Annotated in this window: 12 protein-coding genes; 7 read left to right on the plus strand and 5 right to left on the minus strand. The window is 62.8% G+C overall.

The features are described from left to right. From AC1DYX_RS06110 to AC1DYX_RS06120, 3 genes are all read left to right on the plus strand, one after another. The coding region (locus AC1DYX_RS06110; RefSeq protein WP_477257324.1) for a CinA family protein at positions 1 to 362 on the plus strand (362 nt) is incomplete at its 5' end. A gap of 59 nt (positions 363 to 421) precedes the next feature. Further along, positions 422 to 1,282, plus strand: a complete 861-nt coding sequence (locus tag AC1DYX_RS06115) for a metallophosphoesterase family protein (RefSeq protein WP_477257326.1) — start codon at positions 422 to 424, stop codon at positions 1,280 to 1,282. A gap of 15 nt (positions 1,283 to 1,297) precedes the next feature. Further along, positions 1,298 to 4,105 carry a M16 family metallopeptidase gene (locus AC1DYX_RS06120; RefSeq protein WP_477257328.1) on the plus strand — a complete coding sequence of 936 codons (2,808 nt, stop codon included), beginning with the start codon at positions 1,298 to 1,300 and terminating at the stop codon, positions 4,103 to 4,105. Positions 4,106 to 4,264: 159 nt separating this feature from the next. Here AC1DYX_RS06120 and AC1DYX_RS06125 read toward each other — a convergent pair whose 3' ends face one another. After that, positions 4,265 to 4,732 carry a hypothetical protein gene (locus AC1DYX_RS06125; protein ID WP_477257330.1) on the minus strand — a complete coding sequence of 156 codons (468 nt, stop codon included), beginning with the start codon at positions 4,730 to 4,732 and terminating at the stop codon, positions 4,265 to 4,267. 49 nt (positions 4,733 to 4,781) lie between these two features. Then, positions 4,782 to 8,951, minus strand: a complete 4,170-nt coding sequence (locus AC1DYX_RS06130) for an RHS repeat-associated core domain-containing protein (RefSeq protein WP_477257332.1) — start codon at positions 8,949 to 8,951, stop codon at positions 4,782 to 4,784. Between the two features lie 625 nt (positions 8,952 to 9,576). On the opposite strand from AC1DYX_RS06130, the gene AC1DYX_RS06135 reads away from it, so the two are divergent. Beyond that, positions 9,577 to 9,906 (plus strand): ArsR/SmtB family transcription factor, encoded by a 330-nt coding sequence (locus AC1DYX_RS06135; RefSeq protein ID WP_477257334.1) that lies wholly within the window; start codon positions 9,577 to 9,579, stop codon positions 9,904 to 9,906. After that, positions 9,903 to 10,910, plus strand: coding sequence for a cation diffusion facilitator family transporter (locus AC1DYX_RS06140; protein WP_477257337.1), 1,008 nt, complete (start codon positions 9,903 to 9,905; stop codon positions 10,908 to 10,910). The genes AC1DYX_RS06135 and AC1DYX_RS06140 overlap by 4 nt, the downstream gene beginning before the upstream one ends. 554 nt (positions 10,911 to 11,464) lie before the next feature. Here the strand turns inward: AC1DYX_RS06140 and cysK are convergent. The 3 genes from cysK to tcdA are packed head-to-tail and all read right to left on the minus strand — an operon-like array spanning position 11,465 to position 13,897. Then, positions 11,465 to 12,397 (minus strand): cysteine synthase A, encoded by a 933-nt coding sequence (gene cysK / locus AC1DYX_RS06145; RefSeq protein ID WP_477257339.1) that lies wholly within the window; start codon positions 12,395 to 12,397, stop codon positions 11,465 to 11,467. A gap of 29 nt (positions 12,398 to 12,426) precedes the next feature. Then, positions 12,427 to 12,939, minus strand: a complete 513-nt coding sequence (locus AC1DYX_RS06150; protein ID WP_477257341.1) for an FKBP-type peptidyl-prolyl cis-trans isomerase — start codon at positions 12,937 to 12,939, stop codon at positions 12,427 to 12,429. A 34-nt stretch (positions 12,940 to 12,973) separates the two neighbouring features. Next, entirely contained in the window at positions 12,974 to 13,897 is a 924-nt protein-coding gene (gene tcdA / locus AC1DYX_RS06155) for a tRNA cyclic N6-threonylcarbamoyladenosine(37) synthase TcdA (RefSeq protein WP_477257342.1), read from the minus strand. Between the two features lie 99 nt (positions 13,898 to 13,996). Here tcdA and pdxH point away from each other — a divergent pair, with 99 nt between their 5' ends. Continuing rightward, the gene (pdxH, locus tag AC1DYX_RS06160) at positions 13,997 to 15,208 is read left to right on the plus strand and encodes a pyridoxamine 5'-phosphate oxidase (RefSeq protein ID WP_477257345.1); all 1,212 of its coding nucleotides are present in this window, start codon (positions 13,997 to 13,999) and stop codon (positions 15,206 to 15,208) included. Positions 15,209 to 15,247: 39 nt separating this feature from the next. Beyond that, positions 15,248 to 16,462, plus strand: a complete 1,215-nt coding sequence (locus AC1DYX_RS06165) for a class I SAM-dependent methyltransferase (RefSeq protein ID WP_477257347.1) — start codon at positions 15,248 to 15,250, stop codon at positions 16,460 to 16,462. Positions 16,463 to 16,541 lie beyond the last annotated feature (79 nt).

Raw genomic sequence — 16,541 nt, forward strand, 5'->3', positions numbered from 1 at the left:
TCCCCGGCTCGACCGGCTGGTTCGAATGCGGCTTCGTGACGTATTCGAACGCGTCCAAGACCGAAATGCTGGACGTGCCGGCCGCGCTGATCGCGCAGTTCGGTTCCGTCAGCGAGGAAGTCGCGGGCGCCATGGCCGAAAGCGCGGTCGCCAACAGCAATGCCCACGTGGCCGTCTCCACGACCGGCATCGCCGGGCCCACCGGCGCCGTCCCCGGCAAGCCCGTGGGCACGGTGTGCTTCGGCTGGTCGAAGGGCGACACCACCTATACCGAACGGCTGGTCTTCTCCGGCGACCGCCACTCGGTGCGCGAACAGACCGTCGCGCACGCGCTGGCCGGCCTGCTGCGCCTGCTCGAATAAGGATGCCGGCGTCACGGGTACGCCCGTTCGCGGCCGCTTGCCTCGCCGCAGCCGCAGGCATGCTTGCGAGCCTGCCCGCGGCTGCGGCGGACGTGGACCGGGGCGTCACCGTCTACGCGGCCGGCGACATCGCACGCTGCCCCTCCGCCGACGCGTCGTATTCCGGCGCGGCCGACACGGCCGCGACCATCGCCTTCGGACTGGCACAGGACCGCGACGCCGTCGTGCTGGCGCTGGGCGACCTGACGTATCCGCGCGGCGCCGCGAAGGAATTCACCGACTGCTATGCGCCGACCTGGGGCCGCTTCAAGGATCGCACCTGGCCGGCGCCCGGCAACCATGAATACTACACACCCGGCGCGAAACCGTATTTCGCGTACTGGGGCGCACGCGCCGGGCGCGGCTATTACAGCGTCGAGCTGGGCGGCTGGCACATCGTTTCACTGGACAGCAACCTGGCACCGGCCGCCCACGCGGCCCAGCTGGCATGGCTGCGCGCCGACCTGGCGGCCCACCCGACGCATTGCACGCTTGCGTTCTGGCACCACCCTCTGTACAGCTCCGGCGGCCATGGCAGCGTCCCGAAGATGCGCGACGCCTGGCAGCTGCTGGTTGAGGCCGGCGCCGAGCTGGTGCTGTCCGGCCACGACCACGATTACGAACGCTTCGCGCCGCAGGACGCCGACGGCCGGCTCGACCCGGCGCGCGGCATCCGCCAGTTCGTGGTCGGCACGGGTGGCGCGTATCCGACGCCGTTCCTGCTCACGGTCGCGCACAGCGAGGTGCGCGACAGCAACCGCACCGGCGTGCTGCGCCTGCATCTGTATGCGGGCGGCTACGGCTGGGAATTCGTCGAATCCACCCGGCTCGCCTCCTTCAGCGTCGCGCCGCCCGACCGCGGCAGCGCCGCCTGTCACTGAAAGAATGGAATCGTCATGACGCGTCGTCTCCCGTCCATCCTGCCCGTACTGCTGGCCCTGGCGAGCGATCCGGCCGGCGCGCAATCCGCCGCGACCCAGCCGGCGGCGGCCATGCCGCAGGTCCGCTACGACAAGACGACGCTCCCCAACGGCCTCGAAGTGATCGTCGTCGAGGACCACCGCCTGCCCATCGTCGCCGTCAACATCTGGTACCACGTCGGCCCGGCCAACGAGGCACAGGGACTGACCGGCTTCGCCCATCTGTTCGAGCACATGATGTTCGCCGGCACCCGCCACCTGCCGCGCGGCCTGGCCGACCGCCTGCTCGAAGGCGCCGGCGCCACCGACAGCAATGGCAGCACGGACTACGACCGCACCAATTATTACGACACGGTGCCGTCGAACCAGCTGGAACTCGCGCTGTGGGTGCATGCCGACCGCATGGGCTACCTGCTCGACGTGCTCGACCAGACCGCGCTGTCCAACCAGCAGGACGTCGTGCGCAACGAGCGCCGCCAGAGCGTCGAGAACCGGCCATACGGCATCGTCGAGGAAGCGCTGAACCACGCGCTGTTCCCGAAGACCCACCCGTATTACGCGGCCGTCATCGGCTCGCACGCCGACATCCAGAGCGCGAAGCTGGCCGACGTGCGCGACTTCTTCACGCGCTTCTACGGCCCGAACAACGCCAGCATCGTGATCGCCGGCGACATCGACAAGGCCAAAACACGCGCCCTCGTCGCGAAATACTTCGGCAGTTTCAAACGCAGCGCGCCGGTCGTGCATCCGCACGTCGTCACGCCCGCGATCACGCGCGAGCGCCGCATCATGGTGCCCGACCGCGTCGAACTGCCGCGGGTGTACATGGCCTGGCTGACGCCGCCGGCATTCCAGCCGGGCGACGCCGAGCTGGAGGTCACGGCGCAGATCCTCGCGGGCGGCAAGTCGAGCCGCCTGTATAAATCCCTCGTGTACCAGCGCCAGATCGCCCAGGAAGCGGCGGCGGCGCAGAGCTCGAACGCGCTCACGTCCACGTTCGCCGTCGACGCCACCGCGCGCCCTGGCCACGACGCGGCCGAGCTGGAAGCCGCGATCGACGCGGAACTGAAGGCGTTGCGCGACACGGGGCCGTCCGAGCAGGAAGTCGAGCGCGCGCGCAACACGATCGAGACGGCGATGCTGACCTCGATCGAAAAGCTGGGCGGCACGGGCCTCGCGAACCAGATCAACCAGTACAACCAGTACACGGGCGACCCCGGCTACCTGCCGAAGGACATCGAGCGCCTGCGCCGCGTCAGCGCGGCCGACGTGCGCCGCGTGGCGCAGGCTTACCTGCAGCCGAACGCGCGCGTCATCGTCTCCGGCGTGCCGGGCAAGCCGGATCTCGGCCCCGACGTGCCCACGCCGTCGCCGTCGCAGGCAGGCAAGACCGGTCCTGCCGCCGGCATCAACCGCGACGAGGCATGGCGTCGCACGCCGCCGAAACCTGGGCCGGCGCCGCGCTTCGCGCTGCCGCAGGGCGAGTCGTTCAAGCTGCCGAACGGCCTGACCGTCATCCATTATCCGAATCCCGGGCTGCCGCTCGTGGCGGCCGAGCTGGTCGTGAAAAGCGGCTCGGACGCCAACCCGTCCGACCAGCCGGGCCTCGCCGGCTACACGGCGCAGATGCTGGAAGAAGGCACGGCCACGCGCAGCGCGCCGCGCATCGCCGACGAGATCGCGCAGCTCGGCGCCTTCCTCGGCAGCGCCGCTTCGCCCGACGCATCGACCGTGTCGCTGCTGGCGCTGCGGTCCACGTTCCCGCAGGCGCTGGATGTATTGGCCGACGTCGTGCAGCACCCCGCCTTCCCGACCGCCGAAGTCGAGCGCCAGCGCGCCGCACGCCTGGGCGAACTGACGCAACAGCGCGACGACCCGGCCCTCGTGGCGGCCGTCGCCGCGGCGGGCGCGCTGTACGGCCCCGACCACCCGTACGGCTACGGCCAGCTGGGCACCGAACAGGCGATCCGCATGACGACGCGCGAAAACCTCGTGCGCTTCTGGCGCCGCCACTACGTGCCCGCCAACGCGGCCCTCGTCGTCTGCGGCGACATCACGCTGGACGAGCTGCGCGCGCTGGCGGCCGCGCGCTTCGGCGACTGGGAACGCGCCGACGCCGCCCTGTCGGCCCCCGGCGATCCGGAAGGGAGCAAGGCGCGCCTGGTCGTCGTCGACAAGCCCGATGCCCCACAGACGGCGCTGCGCGTGACGACCGTCGCCGCCGCGCGCAGGACGCCGGACTATCCGGCGATGCAAGTCATGAACGCCGCGCTGGGCGGCCTGTTCTCGAGCCGCATCAACCTCAACCTGCGCGAAGAAAAGGGGTACAGCTACGGCGTGTTCTCCGCCTTCCGCTACGACCGCACGCCGGGCCCGTTCACCATCGCGGGCAGCGTGCGCACGGACGTCACCGGGCCTTCGGTGGCGGAAATCTTCAGGGAAGTGAACGGCATGCGCGACAAGCCGCTGCCGGCCCCCGAGCTCGCGGGCGCGCGCGACTCGCAGGTGTATTCGCTGCCGGGCCAGTTCGAAGCGAACAGCGGCATCGTCGCCAGCCTGGCCGAGACGTACGTGTTCGACCTGCCGGCCGATTACTGGCGCACCCTGCCCGACCGGTTCCGCGCCGTGACGGCGGCACAGGTGCAGGCGGCGGCGCGGACCTGGCTGAAGCCGGAGCGGCTGAAGGTGATCGCCGTGGGGGACCGGGCGAAGTTGTTGCCGCAGTTGCAGAAGCTCGGGCTGGGGACGCCGGAAGTGCGCGATGCGGATGGGCAGCTTCCTTGAACGGTATCGACCGCGGGCCGGCCGGCATGTTTATCCGGTGCACGCCCCGAATATTCAATTCGATGACTTCTTTGCCGCCAGCCCAGCCGATTGGGTCGCTTTCGATGTGTCGTCCCGGCTGCGGATCACAGTCCCTGAAGTAATTACAATACGCACGCCCTACTTAAAAACGGACGCATTCCAATGAAACGATGATTCTTTCTCAATCACAGTCTCTGCGGCTAGAACTTTGTCATTTTCAATCTCCAACGCAACAATTTTATTGATCTGCACCGGGTGCCCACTAAGAGCAGACAATATTTTAATCGGGCCAAATAAAGAATCTCTTTCGATGCGCACGATTACGAGATCAACACCATCAACTGAGCATTGATAAAGAACTTCAATAGCCCCTACAATTGCATTAGAACCATTTATTAATTTTCCATCCTTCACCTTGTATTTATTAATTTGCTGCAAGGGTACCCCCCTCACACTTGCGACCGATCGCATAGAGAGAGGAAAGACTTCAATTTCATAATTTCTAGTCTTTTTAGTGAGCCCCTCGAACAGCGCAAGATATGCATCACCCGCTCGCGCTCCCAAAGAAAGGAAGAGCAACATAACAATAACGAATTTAATTCGCATGCCCCTAGTTCTTTCATGAAAATTTTTAGACGAATGAACCACGGCTCTGCTAATCCGTGTAACCTGGACTTCCTGGATCACCCAAGGATGGGGTCGGGCCAGACGCGTTGAAGCAAGGGCATTGACTTTTGTAACGCGCAATAACAGCCTTGGCATTGCGAACTGCCTGATCGACATCAGCAGCACTAGGACGGAAATCATGCGACATATGGCTAATACTCGGGACTCCGCCCTTCCAAGGTTGAAACCCAGCATGACCTCCCGCTGCTGCGTCCTCTGCCGCATGTAAAGCGCGGGCGAGCCCTAGTTGCGTGCATGTTGCGATTTGGGCAGCAATATACTGATCATATAGCGCTTGTGCGGCTGCCTTACTTTGATTAGTCGTGTCGTCCCGCATGGCATGCATATATGAATTTTCAGGATCTTGCAGACCAGGTAAGAAGTCGACTCCAGCAACATTCAGACCCAACCCTGGAAAGCTCGTGTCGTTCCCAAGCGCTTGGTTCGTTATAGATACATGCATCGGAAAACCAAACAATCCTTTTGGATCCCGCAATGTAAGGGGTTGTCCATGCACATAAATGTAAGTGTTGGGCCCGCCACGCAATCCGACAGGATCACTTTCGACATACCTTCCCGTCTGCGGATCATAATCCCTGAAATAGTTATAGTGATTGTTGGTCTCCTTGTCAAAAACCTGCCCCGGAAACCGCAAGTTATAGGTAAACGTGCCGAGACCACTCGGATTCTCATCAGGCGGAAGCAACCCGAACGGATCGGCATGGTCCCAGCGCCAGACAATCTGCTTGTCGCTTGCCCGAGTCAGCACGCGCGGCGTGTACAGATGGTCAGCATACACATAGTAGACCGCAGGGCCGAAGACGCTTGGCTTGATGACTATGACAGGCAAATCTCCCAGGTAAACCGTCTCCTGCAAAGGCTTACCGGTCGAATCATATTCACCCAGCAAATGGCCCTGCTCGTCATAGACATAATAGGTCGAGCCAGCGGAGGAAGTCTTGACGACACGCTCGCCACGTCCGTTGTAGCGGTAGCGGGTCGTCACGCCGGCCGCCGACGCGGTTTCCATACGTCCGTTGGCGCCATAGGTGTAACTGATCGTACCGTCACCCGTCAGGTTGCCCGCTCCGTCATAGTTGTTCATCTTGCGCGGAGCAGGCCCTGCGGTGGCGTTCAAACGGTTGCTGGTCGCACTGAGCGTATAGGCATAGGTTGTACCGCCGAACGTAATTTGCGAGCGGTTCCCGTTCTGGTCGTACGCGTATCGCTGGCTCGTACCTGTCGCATCGAAGCCCGTCAGGCGATCCAGATCATCGTAATAATAGGTCTGGTCCAGTGCGCCAGCCTGGGCGGTGCCAGTGTGTGTGGTGCCGGTAATGCGTCCAGCCGCATCGTAATGCAGGGTCCGGATCACGCCGTTTTTGCCGGGATAGCCAAGCGGATAGCTGACCAAGTTTCCCTCAAGGTCAAATATCCTGGTATATCGATTGGACTGGTTCGTACCGTGACCCCAGATCCAGCCGCTCACGGCATCAAATGGACTATAGGCAATTTCACTCAACAGAAATACCGGCAACACTGCGCCGGGTGCCAACAGCCGCAGGCTGTTCGGACGTCCGCTGCTGTCATAGCCGATGTCGATCCGATTGCCGCTCGGGTAAGTCACCGAGGCCATGTGTCCGGTACTGGCACCGGTCGCGCCGTAGACGTAACCCACTTTGAACGTCCGAACAATGGCCCCGGTGACGCTCTGAGTCTTGGAGATCAGTCTGCCAAAGCCGTCATAACCAAATCCAGTCTGCCCGGAATCGTCACGCATGACGGTCAGACGCCCGGCTCCGGCAGTACCAGGCGCCCCATATTCGAAGCTGCTGGTGCCAGCGCGTGTTACGCGCCCAACCGCATCGTAGACATAACTCGTGACAGCATTACGCGCGTCCGTGCTGGACGCCAGGTTACCGGCTCCATCGAACACGAAGGTGCTACCTCCAGTGTCTGGACTGGAGAGAACGGTCCGTTGGCCGAAGCCATCGATCGTGTAGCGTGTCGTAAAGCCTTTAGGATCTCTGACCGTAAGAAGTTGGTCTTGCTGGTTGTAGGTGTAATCGATGACGGGGCGGCTGGCGTTCGCCGAGGGCGCCGGCAACTGTTCGCGTACGACCCGGCTATGGCTGTCGTACTGTTCGATGGTGGTGCGGCCCAACTGATCGATGAGTTTGGTGAGGTTCCCGTTTCGATCGTATTCAAACGCCGCGCCCACCTGTTGAAGCCCGTGCTGCTCGAGTTGAAGACGGTTCAGGACATCGAACGAGCGCGTCAGTTTCCATGCCAGTTCGCCGCTCGGACCATAATGCTGCTGCTGTACCACATTTCCCATACCGTCCAGGTCATAGTGCTTGCGATTACCGGCGCTATCGGCCACATCGGTCAGGCGATGGGCTGCATCGTAGGTGTAGGTGATCGATGATCCGTCCGGTGCTGTTGCTCGGGTCAAGTTCCCTACTGCGTCATATTCAAAGTTGTTGCGCTCGACGCTACCATTCCCATCCTCCACCGACATGCTCAGCAAGCGTCCGCCTTGTCCATAGCTCAGAGTCACGTTTTGGCCGTTGGGCTGGCGGATATTTGTTGCCAGCCCCGCTAGCGAGTACTCGAGGTACTGGGTCAGTTCGCCCGCCGCGTTGGTGACGCTTGCCAGATCGCCGGCATAATGGGTTGCGGTCGTATCCTGGTAATAGGTGCGCGTCTCGATCGCGCGCGGCCCGCTGGCGTCTTGCGGACCGGTTGAGGTCAACAGTTGACCATCAGCGTCATAGGCGTAGCTCCAGACACGTGGAGTACCGGTGCCTTGGGCAAGAAAGCCGCTCGCACCGTTCACATCCGTTGTTGTCTGGATCGTCAATGAACACAACAGCGGCAGCGGTTTCCCGTTCGGCAGGACCGCCCCCGGCGCGCACTCGGCGATTTTGCCTGCGGCATTCGGCTGCCCGTTGTAGACATAAGTCGTAATGTGGCCTGCCTCCGCTAAAGCAGTGCGAAGCGGGAAGTCAGGATGCCATCGTGTGCTTGTGCGGCGTGCGCTATTATTTGGTAGCGTGGAAGTACCGCTGACCGGGCAGGTGTCGCTACTCAGCAGGCCGCTGACATGACTCGCTTCCAAAGCACGCGAGTCATAAAGATGGCAGGTTTTGTAACCATTGAAGTCGGTCCGGCTACTGATACTCCCTGACGAATCATGCGTAATAGCACTTGACCCAGGTGAGCAACCGGATCCGCCTGGCTGATTTTCGCCTGTCACCAGGCCCACATTATTTATATACCGCAGCCCCAAAGTGCGTTGTGCCCCCAAGGGATCGGTAATGATACGGTTATTATTGTCGGGATAAGCGAAGCTGTAACGATAGGCTCCTCCTGCGTGTTCGGATAGAACGGTACGGCCAGTGCTATCGTATGCATAGGATGCGAATCGACTCCCGTTTTCGTCGGTAATGCCGGTGAGCAGAAATGGGTTATACGCATCCTCGTAATGGTATTGCTTCGTGCCGAGAATTGCTCCGAGGGCGTCGACATATTGAACGGAAACCAAGCGGGAGAATTGACCGAAAGACGGATAGCCACCCCATGGAAAATCGTACTCGTAGTGGACGCTGCCTTCAGGACCACTGATCGATGCGGCCTGGTTATTCTCCCCCCAAGTCACAACGAGAATTCTCCCATGTTCATCGGCAATTTCCTGTACGAGAAAGCTGCCCGGCTTATAAGCGTAATTTTGTGTGGCGCCGTCCAGCCTACGGGAACTCACCAGAACGAAACTGGTATTTCCACCTGCCACGCGTTTCTGGTATCGATCTGCCTGTCCCCGATAGGTAAGTAACCAATCGTCATAGGAAGGAGTGAGGGGCTCAAGTGTTGCCGACTTATCATAGGTCGACGCGTACTTCTGAATGGTGGAATTCCACGCGAACTTGAGATATGTGCCGTCGCTGTCTGCCGCCTCGATCAGCGTCGGACGTCCGTCATTACTCCGCTGAGTGATGACGAAGGCACGGTCGAACCAGAACGACCAGCCTTGCCCTCCGGATGTGCTCTTGAGCAGGCTCCTAAATACCCGATATGTGCGATCAACCTTCAGGGTAGTTGACGCTGTACCAATCGAATCCGTTTCGCTCTGGACCTTGGCCCCGCTGGCCACGATCACCGGATTACCTATTCCATATCCAGGTTGCCCCTGTTGACAGGTTAGCGGGGGCGGAGGCTCAGTCACCTTCGCGCAAATGCCTTCCGGAGTCGGTTGATAACCGGTCTCACAATCGAGATAGGTTGAACTGAACCACTGCACACCACCAACTACCAGAAAATGTGGATACTTGCAATCAACCCAAAGTCCCGGGCCATGGGGTGCACTCATATCCACTAAAGCGGTTCCCATATGATTCTTGGCGGTTAGCTTGCACGCCTCTTCGGGACTCGCCGCACGCCCAGACGGGCCGATGCCTCTGTAATACCACCAACCCTTTGTTCCTTCTGGGAACTCGCTATCAGCCGCGCTCACACGTCCTGCAAGCATAAGCGTGAAAGCAATGACCATTCCGCACGCAGAAAACCTGGAATTCACGAACCTCTGCATCCGACGTGACATTTATTGCTCCAGTAGTGATTTCATGAAGCAACATTACATTCAAGAAAGAATCAGTCTTTGCCGGACCGCAAGTATCAGCCTGACGAGACAATGCCCAGCAACACAGAGCCGTTCAGCAACAACATGGCTCTTGCGCCCACCTCGCTATGCGATTAACATGTGAACAGTTCTTCAAACGTTAACCATGAGCATCCCACCCGACACCGATGACGCGGTCGACGAACTCGCCGACCTGTTCCACCTGCTGGGCGACCCCACGCGCTTGCGGATCGTGCTCGCCTGCCTGGCGCAGCCGATCGCCGTGGGCGACATCGCCGGCGCGTTGAACCTGTCCAGCTCGCTGGTCAGCCACCACCTGCGCCTGCTGCGCGCGGCCCGCATCGTCAAGGCCGAGCGCCAGGGCAAGCAGGTGTTCTATGCGGCCGCCGATGCCCACATCAGCGGCCTGCTCGCCAATATGTTCGAACACATCGCCGAACCCATCGCCGAATCAACTACCGGACTGGACGCATGAGTCACCACCATTCCCACGGCCATGGACATGGCCACCATCACCACCATCCGGCGCCGGGCGACAATGGCCGCGCGTTCGGCATCGCGATCGCCCTGAACACCGCGTTCGTGGCCATCGAATTCATCTACGGTTTCATCGCCAACTCGACGGCGCTGATGGCCGACGCCGGCCACAACCTGTCCGACGTGCTGGGCCTCGGCCTCGCCTGGGGTGCGGCACTGCTGACGAAGAGCGCGCCCACGCGCCGCTTCACCTACGGCCTGCGCGGCTCGACCACGCTCGCTGCCCTCGCCAATGCCCTGCTGCTGATGGTCGCGTGCGGTGCCATCGCCTGGGAAGCCGTGCACCGCTTCACCCATCCGGAGCCGGTGGCGGGCACGACGGTTTCGATCGTCGCCTTCGTCGGCGTGCTGATCAATGGCTTCTCGGCCTGGCTGTTCATGGCCGGCAGCAAGAATGACATCAACCTGCGCGGCGCCTACCAGCACATGGCGGCCGACGCCGCGCTGTCGCTGGGCGTCGTCGTCTCCGGCGTCGTCATCATGGTCACGGACTGGACGTGGCTCGACCCGGCCGTCAGCCTCTTGCTCGTCGTCGTGATCGTCGTGAGCACGTGGTCGCTGCTGAAGGAATCGGTGCAGATGGTGCTGGCGGGCGTGCCGGCCAGCGTCGACGCGACCGGCGTGACCGCGTTCCTGGCCGCGCAACCCGGCGTGACCGAGGTGCACGACGTCCACATCTGGGCGATGAGCACGACGGAGACGGCTCTCACGGCCCACCTCGTCATGCCGGACGGCTACCCGGGCGATGCCACCATCGACGGCATCGTCGCCCACCTGCGCGAGGACTTTGCCATCCACCATTGCACGCTGCAGGTGGAGCAAGGGACGACCAAGCATGGCAGTTGCTGCCTGCACGACGGGCTGGAGGCGCATGCGCATGACGACCATGATCACGATCACGATCATGACCATGACCACGGAACGCACTCACACGCGCATTGAGGTGAAGGCGCGAGCTATCCGGGGCGTTATTTCTTTTCGCCCGCTTTGGTGCGCAAGCACGCCGCAATCATGTCCGTCCGTTCCTTGACATTCGCATCTTCAGGCTGTGGCGGACTTGGCTCGTAGGCGCTGGGCGTACGAGGCGGCGGCCCGGGAGTATGGTCCAGTTTCAGCGCTACCGGGTACATGAGCGCCGCCTCACGGTGGCATTGATCGCGGACTTCACGGGACACCTGCACGCCACCGGAGGGTGCGCCTGATTGGGCGGCACAAGCGGACAGGAGAGCGGCGGACAAGACGATTACGTATGATTTCATGCGACCTCTCGGCTGGGTGTGTGCATGAATCGTACCGTGGGCAGATCGTGACACTCTCTCCAACCGTCACACTCGTCATCGATCGGTGGTTTTCGTCGCCCGGTCGATGAATATCATGATGGGCAGAAGATAGGGGAAACGGCGGAGGTAACGTGCACCTCCGCCCCGGCATCGCGTCGCCGGCAGCCGGCAGCCGGTTGGCGACACCACGGTGTCGCCGTCACGCATGAGGACGGATCAGCCGGCCAGGTTGGCGTACAACGCCGTACTGAGGTAGCGCTCGCCGAACGAGGGAATGATCGTGACGATCAGCTTGCCCGCATTCTCCGGCCGCTTGGCGACCTGGATCGCGGCCCACAGGGCGGCGCCGGACGAGATGCCGACCAGCAGCCCCTCCTCGCGCGCGGCCGCGCGGGCCGTCTCGAACGCGTCGTCGTTCTTGACGGTGATGACTTCGTCGTAAGCGTGCGTGTTCAGCACTTCCGGAATGAAGCCGGCGCCGATGCCCTGGATCGGGTGCGGTCCCTTGGTGCCTTTCGACAGCATCGGCGACGCTTCCGGTTCCACGGCGATGGCCTGGAAGCCGGGCTTCCTCGCCTTGAGCACTTCGGCCACGCCCGTGATCGTGCCGCCCGTGCCGACGCCGGCCACGAGGATGTCGACCTTGCCGTCGGTATCGCGCCAGATTTCCTCGGCCGTCGTGCGGCGGTGGACTTCCGGGTTGGCCGGGTTGTTGAATTGCTGGGGCATGAAGCAGTTCGGGTCGGACGCGACGATTTCCTCGGCGCGGCGGATCGCGCCCAGCATGCCTTCCGGCCCCGGCGTGAGCACCAGCTCGGCGCCGTAGGCGCGCAGCAGCATGCGTCGCTCATTGCTCATGGTTTCCGGCATGACGAGGCGGCAGCGGTAGCCGCGCGCCGCACAGACCATCGCCAGCGCGATGCCCGTGTTGCCGCTGGTGGGTTCCACGATGATGGTGTTCGGGCCGATCTTGCCGGCCTGCTCGGCCGCTTCGATCATGGCCCAGCCGATCCGGTCCTTGACGCTGTGGGCCGGATTGTAGAACTCGAGCTTGGCGGTGATGTCCGCGCCTGCGCCCTGGGCCAGGCGGCGGATCCGCACCAAGGGGGTATTGCCGATCAATTCTGTTACGTCATTCGCGATACGCATGCGTCCCTCCCAGTTATAGTTTGTTGGACTTACTTGACCTTCAGCAGTTCGACGTCGAAGATCAGGTCGGAATCCGGCGGAATGGAACCGCCGCCGACACCGCGTTTGCCGTAGGCGAGTTCGCTCGGGATGATCAGGGTGCGCTTGCCGCCCACCTTCATGCCCTGCACGCCCTGCTCCCAGCCCTTGATGACCTGGCGCGCGCCGAGCTGGAACTCGAGCGGTTCGCGGCCCGGGTCCAGCGACGAGTCGAACTTGCGGCCGTGCTGCCTGGCGGCCAGCGGTTTGTAGAACCAGCCCGTGTAGTTGACGACGACGGTGCTGCCGACCATCGCCTCGGCACCCTTGCCGATCACGTGGTCGATGACTTGCACCTGCGGGCCCTGCTCGGCCAGTTTGGCCTGCTCGTCGGCGGGTGCCGGATTGACGGGGTTGTTCGGGTTGGCAGGATTGGCGGCAGTGGCCGTGGCCTGGGATGCGTCCTGTGCGTTGGCGGCGACGGCCGCCAGCAGCAGGGTCGCGAGGGCGATACGACGGATCATGGAGCCTCTTTCACGAATCGGTAAAAAATCGATTCTATGATAGCAAGGCGTTCTCCAGTTGCCCAGCGTCGATGGATTCGGTTACAAGTGCGGGGGCCGCGACCTTGATGGGCGCCGCATTGGCCTCGTCCGCCAGCTTGCGCAGCAGGTGGCCGGCCGCGACCATGCCGAACGTCGCGGTGACGACCATGCTCGAGCCGAAGCCGGCGCAGTTCAGGCCCGTGATGCTGTTCGCATCGACCTCGCAGGCGTCGCCGGCTTCCGGGTAGCGCAGCGGCTCCATCGAGAACACGGCGTCGATGTGGTACTTGTTCTTTTCGCCGCGCGCGAAGCCGTAGTGGGCACGCAGGACCTTGCGCACCTTTTTCAGCAGGGGCTCCTGCTCGGTGCGGGCGAGGTCGCGCACTTCGATCTTCGTCGGGTCGGTCTGGCCGCCGGCGCCGCCGATGACGATCAGGGGGATCGCATGCCGGCTGCAGTACGCGATCAGCGCGGCCTTGGCCTTGACGCTGTCGATGGCGTCGACGACGTAATCGAAACGGGCCGCGCCAGGCCGGTTCGTGCCGATCATCTGCGGGATATTGTCCGGATCGATGAAGTCTTCGACGAGGTCGACCTGGCAGTACGGATTGATGAGCGCGATGCGCTGTTTCAGCGCCTCGATCTTGGGCATGCCGATCGTGGTCGACAAGGCCTGGATCTGCCGGTTGATGTTGGATTCGGCCACGTTGTCGAGGTCGATGAGCGTGAGGCGGCCGACGGCGCTGCGGGCCAGCGCTTCGACGATCCAGGAGCCGACGCCGCCGACGCCGACCACGCAAACGTGCGCCGCACGGAAGCGTTCCAGTGCACGCTCACCGTAGAGGCGGGCGATGCCGCCGAAGCGGCGGCCGAAGTCGACATCGTCGTGCATGTCATCCATGGCCGGTGCGGGGAGAGAGGTGGAAATCGTAGTCATGATCCGCCCATTTTACCGGACGGAACGGCGCTCATTGCTCTAAAATAACTTTCAGTCAATCGAATTATTCCTGCATCCTGCGCGCCCACAACACTCATCATGAACACCCTTCTTCCCGACCCCGCACCCGATTTCGACCAGCCCGTCGCCGTGCTGAAACATTGCCACGGCCGCATCCGCAAACAGCTTGCCACGATGGAAAAGCTGCTCGGTCACCTGCCGGAACATGGTGCCGACGAACAGGCGCGCCAGGCGGCGTCCGCCATCCTGAAATACTTCGACAAGGCCGCCCACCTGCACCACGACGACGAAGAACAGGACCTGCTGCCGATGCTGCTGGCAGTCGCCCAAGGCGACGACGCGGCCACGCTGCAGGCGCTGGTCCCCGTGATCCTGCAGGAACACAAGGACATGGACGCGATGTGGCAAGACCTGCACGAACAGCTGACCGCCATCGCGGACGGCAGCGGCACGCAGTTGTCCGCGTCCATCGTGCGCCGTTTCGTGCAGAACTACCACGGCCACATGGAACGCGAGGAAGGCATCGTGGCGCCGATGGCGCTGCGCCTGTTCGGCCCGGACCAGATGGCCCGCCTGGGCACGGCCATGCGCCGCCGCCGCGGCCTCGACCCGTCCTGCGCCGCGGATGAATCAACGCCTGCCCCCGCCATCGGCGAACGCGTGGCCGACCTGCGCAAGGACTACGGCCAGGCCCGCCTGGACGAGAGCGACGTGGCGGATGACCCCATCGAACAATTCGCCCGCTGGTTCGAGGAAGCCCTGAAGGCCGAGGTGAACGAACCGAACGCGATGAGCCTGGCGACCGTGGGCGAGGATGGGCGGCCGACGTCGCGCATCGTGCTCGTCAAGCAGTTCGACGCGCGCGGGTTCACGTGGTACACGAATTATGCGAGCCAGAAAGGAAAACAACTGGACAGCAAGCCTTTTGCAGCTCTGCTATTCTTTTGGAGTGAACTGGAACGGCAGGTGCGGATCGAAGGCAGGGTCGAACGCACGAGTGCCGAGGAAAGCGATAAGTATTTCAACAGTCGGCCATTGAAAAGCCGGCTGTCGGCGATCGCGTCCGAACAAAGCGAACCGATCGCGAGCCGTGCCGCCCTCGAGCAACACTACGAGGAAGTGGCGCGTCAGGTTGGCGACACACCGCCGAGGCCACAACACTGGGGCGGTTTTCGCCTGGTGCCGGAACGGATCGAGTTCTGGCAGGGGCGGCGTTCACGCTTCCACGACCGCATCGTCTACACGCGGCAGGAAGATGGGCTTTGGACGCGGCAACGTTTGCAACCCTGAGCCGCAAACGACCGGTTCGGGACTAGCGGAGGAATACGCGTGTTCGACCAGATGAAGCTTTCCGCCTGGACCTCAGGCATCCGTAGCAAATACAACCTGCCCTTGCGCCTGGAATTGTGGAACGGAGAGCAGGTCGACCTGTCGTCCGAGCAGCCACGCGTCAAGATCCGCGTCCCGAGCCCGGGCAGCCTGCGCTACCTGCTCTCGCCTTCGCTGGGCAACCTGGGCGAGGCCTATGTCGAAGGCGCACTGGAAATCGAAGGACGCGCGGCCGACATGATCCAGATCGGCAATGCTCTCTCGGAAACCACCGGCAAGCCGCCGCGCACGAGCCGCGTCGCCAACGCCGCGCTGCGACTCGTCTCGCCGCACACGCGCGAAAAGGATGCGGAAGCCATCCGCTATCACTACGATGTGTCGAACGAGTTCTACAGCCAGTTCCTCGACCCGGCCATGGTGTATTCCTGCGCCTATTTCGAGAACGGCGACGAAGACCTGGCCACGGCCCAGCAAAAGAAGATCGACCACATCCTCACCAAGATCGGCGTGCAGCCGGGTCACACGCTGCTGGACATCGGCTGCGGCTGGGGCGCGCTGGTCATCCGCGCGGCCGGCAAGTTCGGCGCGCGTTGCGTGGGCGTCACGCTGTCGCAACGCCAGTACGAACTGGCGCGCGAGCGCGTGGCCCAGGCCGGTCTGCAGGATCGCGTCGAGATCCGGCTGCAGGATTACCGCGACGTCGACGGCAGTTTCGACCGCATCACGAGCGTCGGCATGTTCGAGCATGTAGGCGTGCAGCACCTGCCGGAATACTTCGGCCGCATCCACCAGCTGCTGGCGCCGGGCGGTGTCGTGATGAACCACGGCATCACCACGAGCGACGTCGAGCAGCGCAACAGCCCGTATGGCGGCGGCGAATTCATCGACCGCTACGTGTTCCCGCATGGCGAGCTGGGGCATCTGTCGACCGTCATCCGCACCATGCAGGAAGGCGGCCTCGAAGTGCGCGACGTGGAAAACCTGCGCCGTCACTACGCCCGCACGTGCACGCTGTGGACCGAGAATTTCGAGAACAATGCGGAGCGCATCCGGGCGACGTGCGACCCGAAGACCTTTCGCATCTGGCATGTGTACCTGGCCGGGTGCGCGTATGGCTTCGCGCACGATTGGATCAGTCTCTACCAGATCGTGTGCGGCAAGTCGGGGCAAGACCCGGCCGAAATGCCGTGGTCGCGGCGGTACATGTATCCGTGATGGAGGGGCATGGTGGGCACGTTTCATTTGGGCCACCGGCCCCAAATGCCCACCCTACGATGTGACGTGTTGCCGTAGG

The organism is Massilia sp. P2_C2, assembly GCF_056404615.1.

Excerpts from the sequence above, each read along its gene's own strand:
- AC1DYX_RS06150 (WP_477257341.1), bottom strand. The coding sequence starts at position 12,939 with ATGATCCGTCGTATCGCCCTCGCGACCCTGCTGCTGGCGGCCGTCGCC.
- AC1DYX_RS06120 (WP_477257328.1), top strand. The coding sequence starts at position 1,298 with ATGACGCGTCGTCTCCCGTCCATCCTGCCCGTACTGCTGGCCCTGGCG.
- AC1DYX_RS06115 (WP_477257326.1), top strand. The coding sequence starts at position 422 with ATGCTTGCGAGCCTGCCCGCGGCTGCGGCGGACGTGGACCGGGGCGTC.
- tcdA (WP_477257342.1), bottom strand. The coding sequence starts at position 13,897 with ATGACTACGATTTCCACCTCTCTCCCCGCACCGGCCATGGATGACATG.
- AC1DYX_RS06135 (WP_477257334.1), top strand. The coding sequence starts at position 9,577 with ATGAGCATCCCACCCGACACCGATGACGCGGTCGACGAACTCGCCGAC.
- cysK (WP_477257339.1), bottom strand. The coding sequence starts at position 12,397 with ATGCGTATCGCGAATGACGTAACAGAATTGATCGGCAATACCCCCTTG.
- AC1DYX_RS06140 (WP_477257337.1), top strand. The coding sequence starts at position 9,903 with ATGAGTCACCACCATTCCCACGGCCATGGACATGGCCACCATCACCAC.
- pdxH (WP_477257345.1), top strand. The coding sequence starts at position 13,997 with ATGAACACCCTTCTTCCCGACCCCGCACCCGATTTCGACCAGCCCGTC.
- AC1DYX_RS06125 (WP_477257330.1), bottom strand. The coding sequence starts at position 4,732 with ATGCGAATTAAATTCGTTATTGTTATGTTGCTCTTCCTTTCTTTGGGA.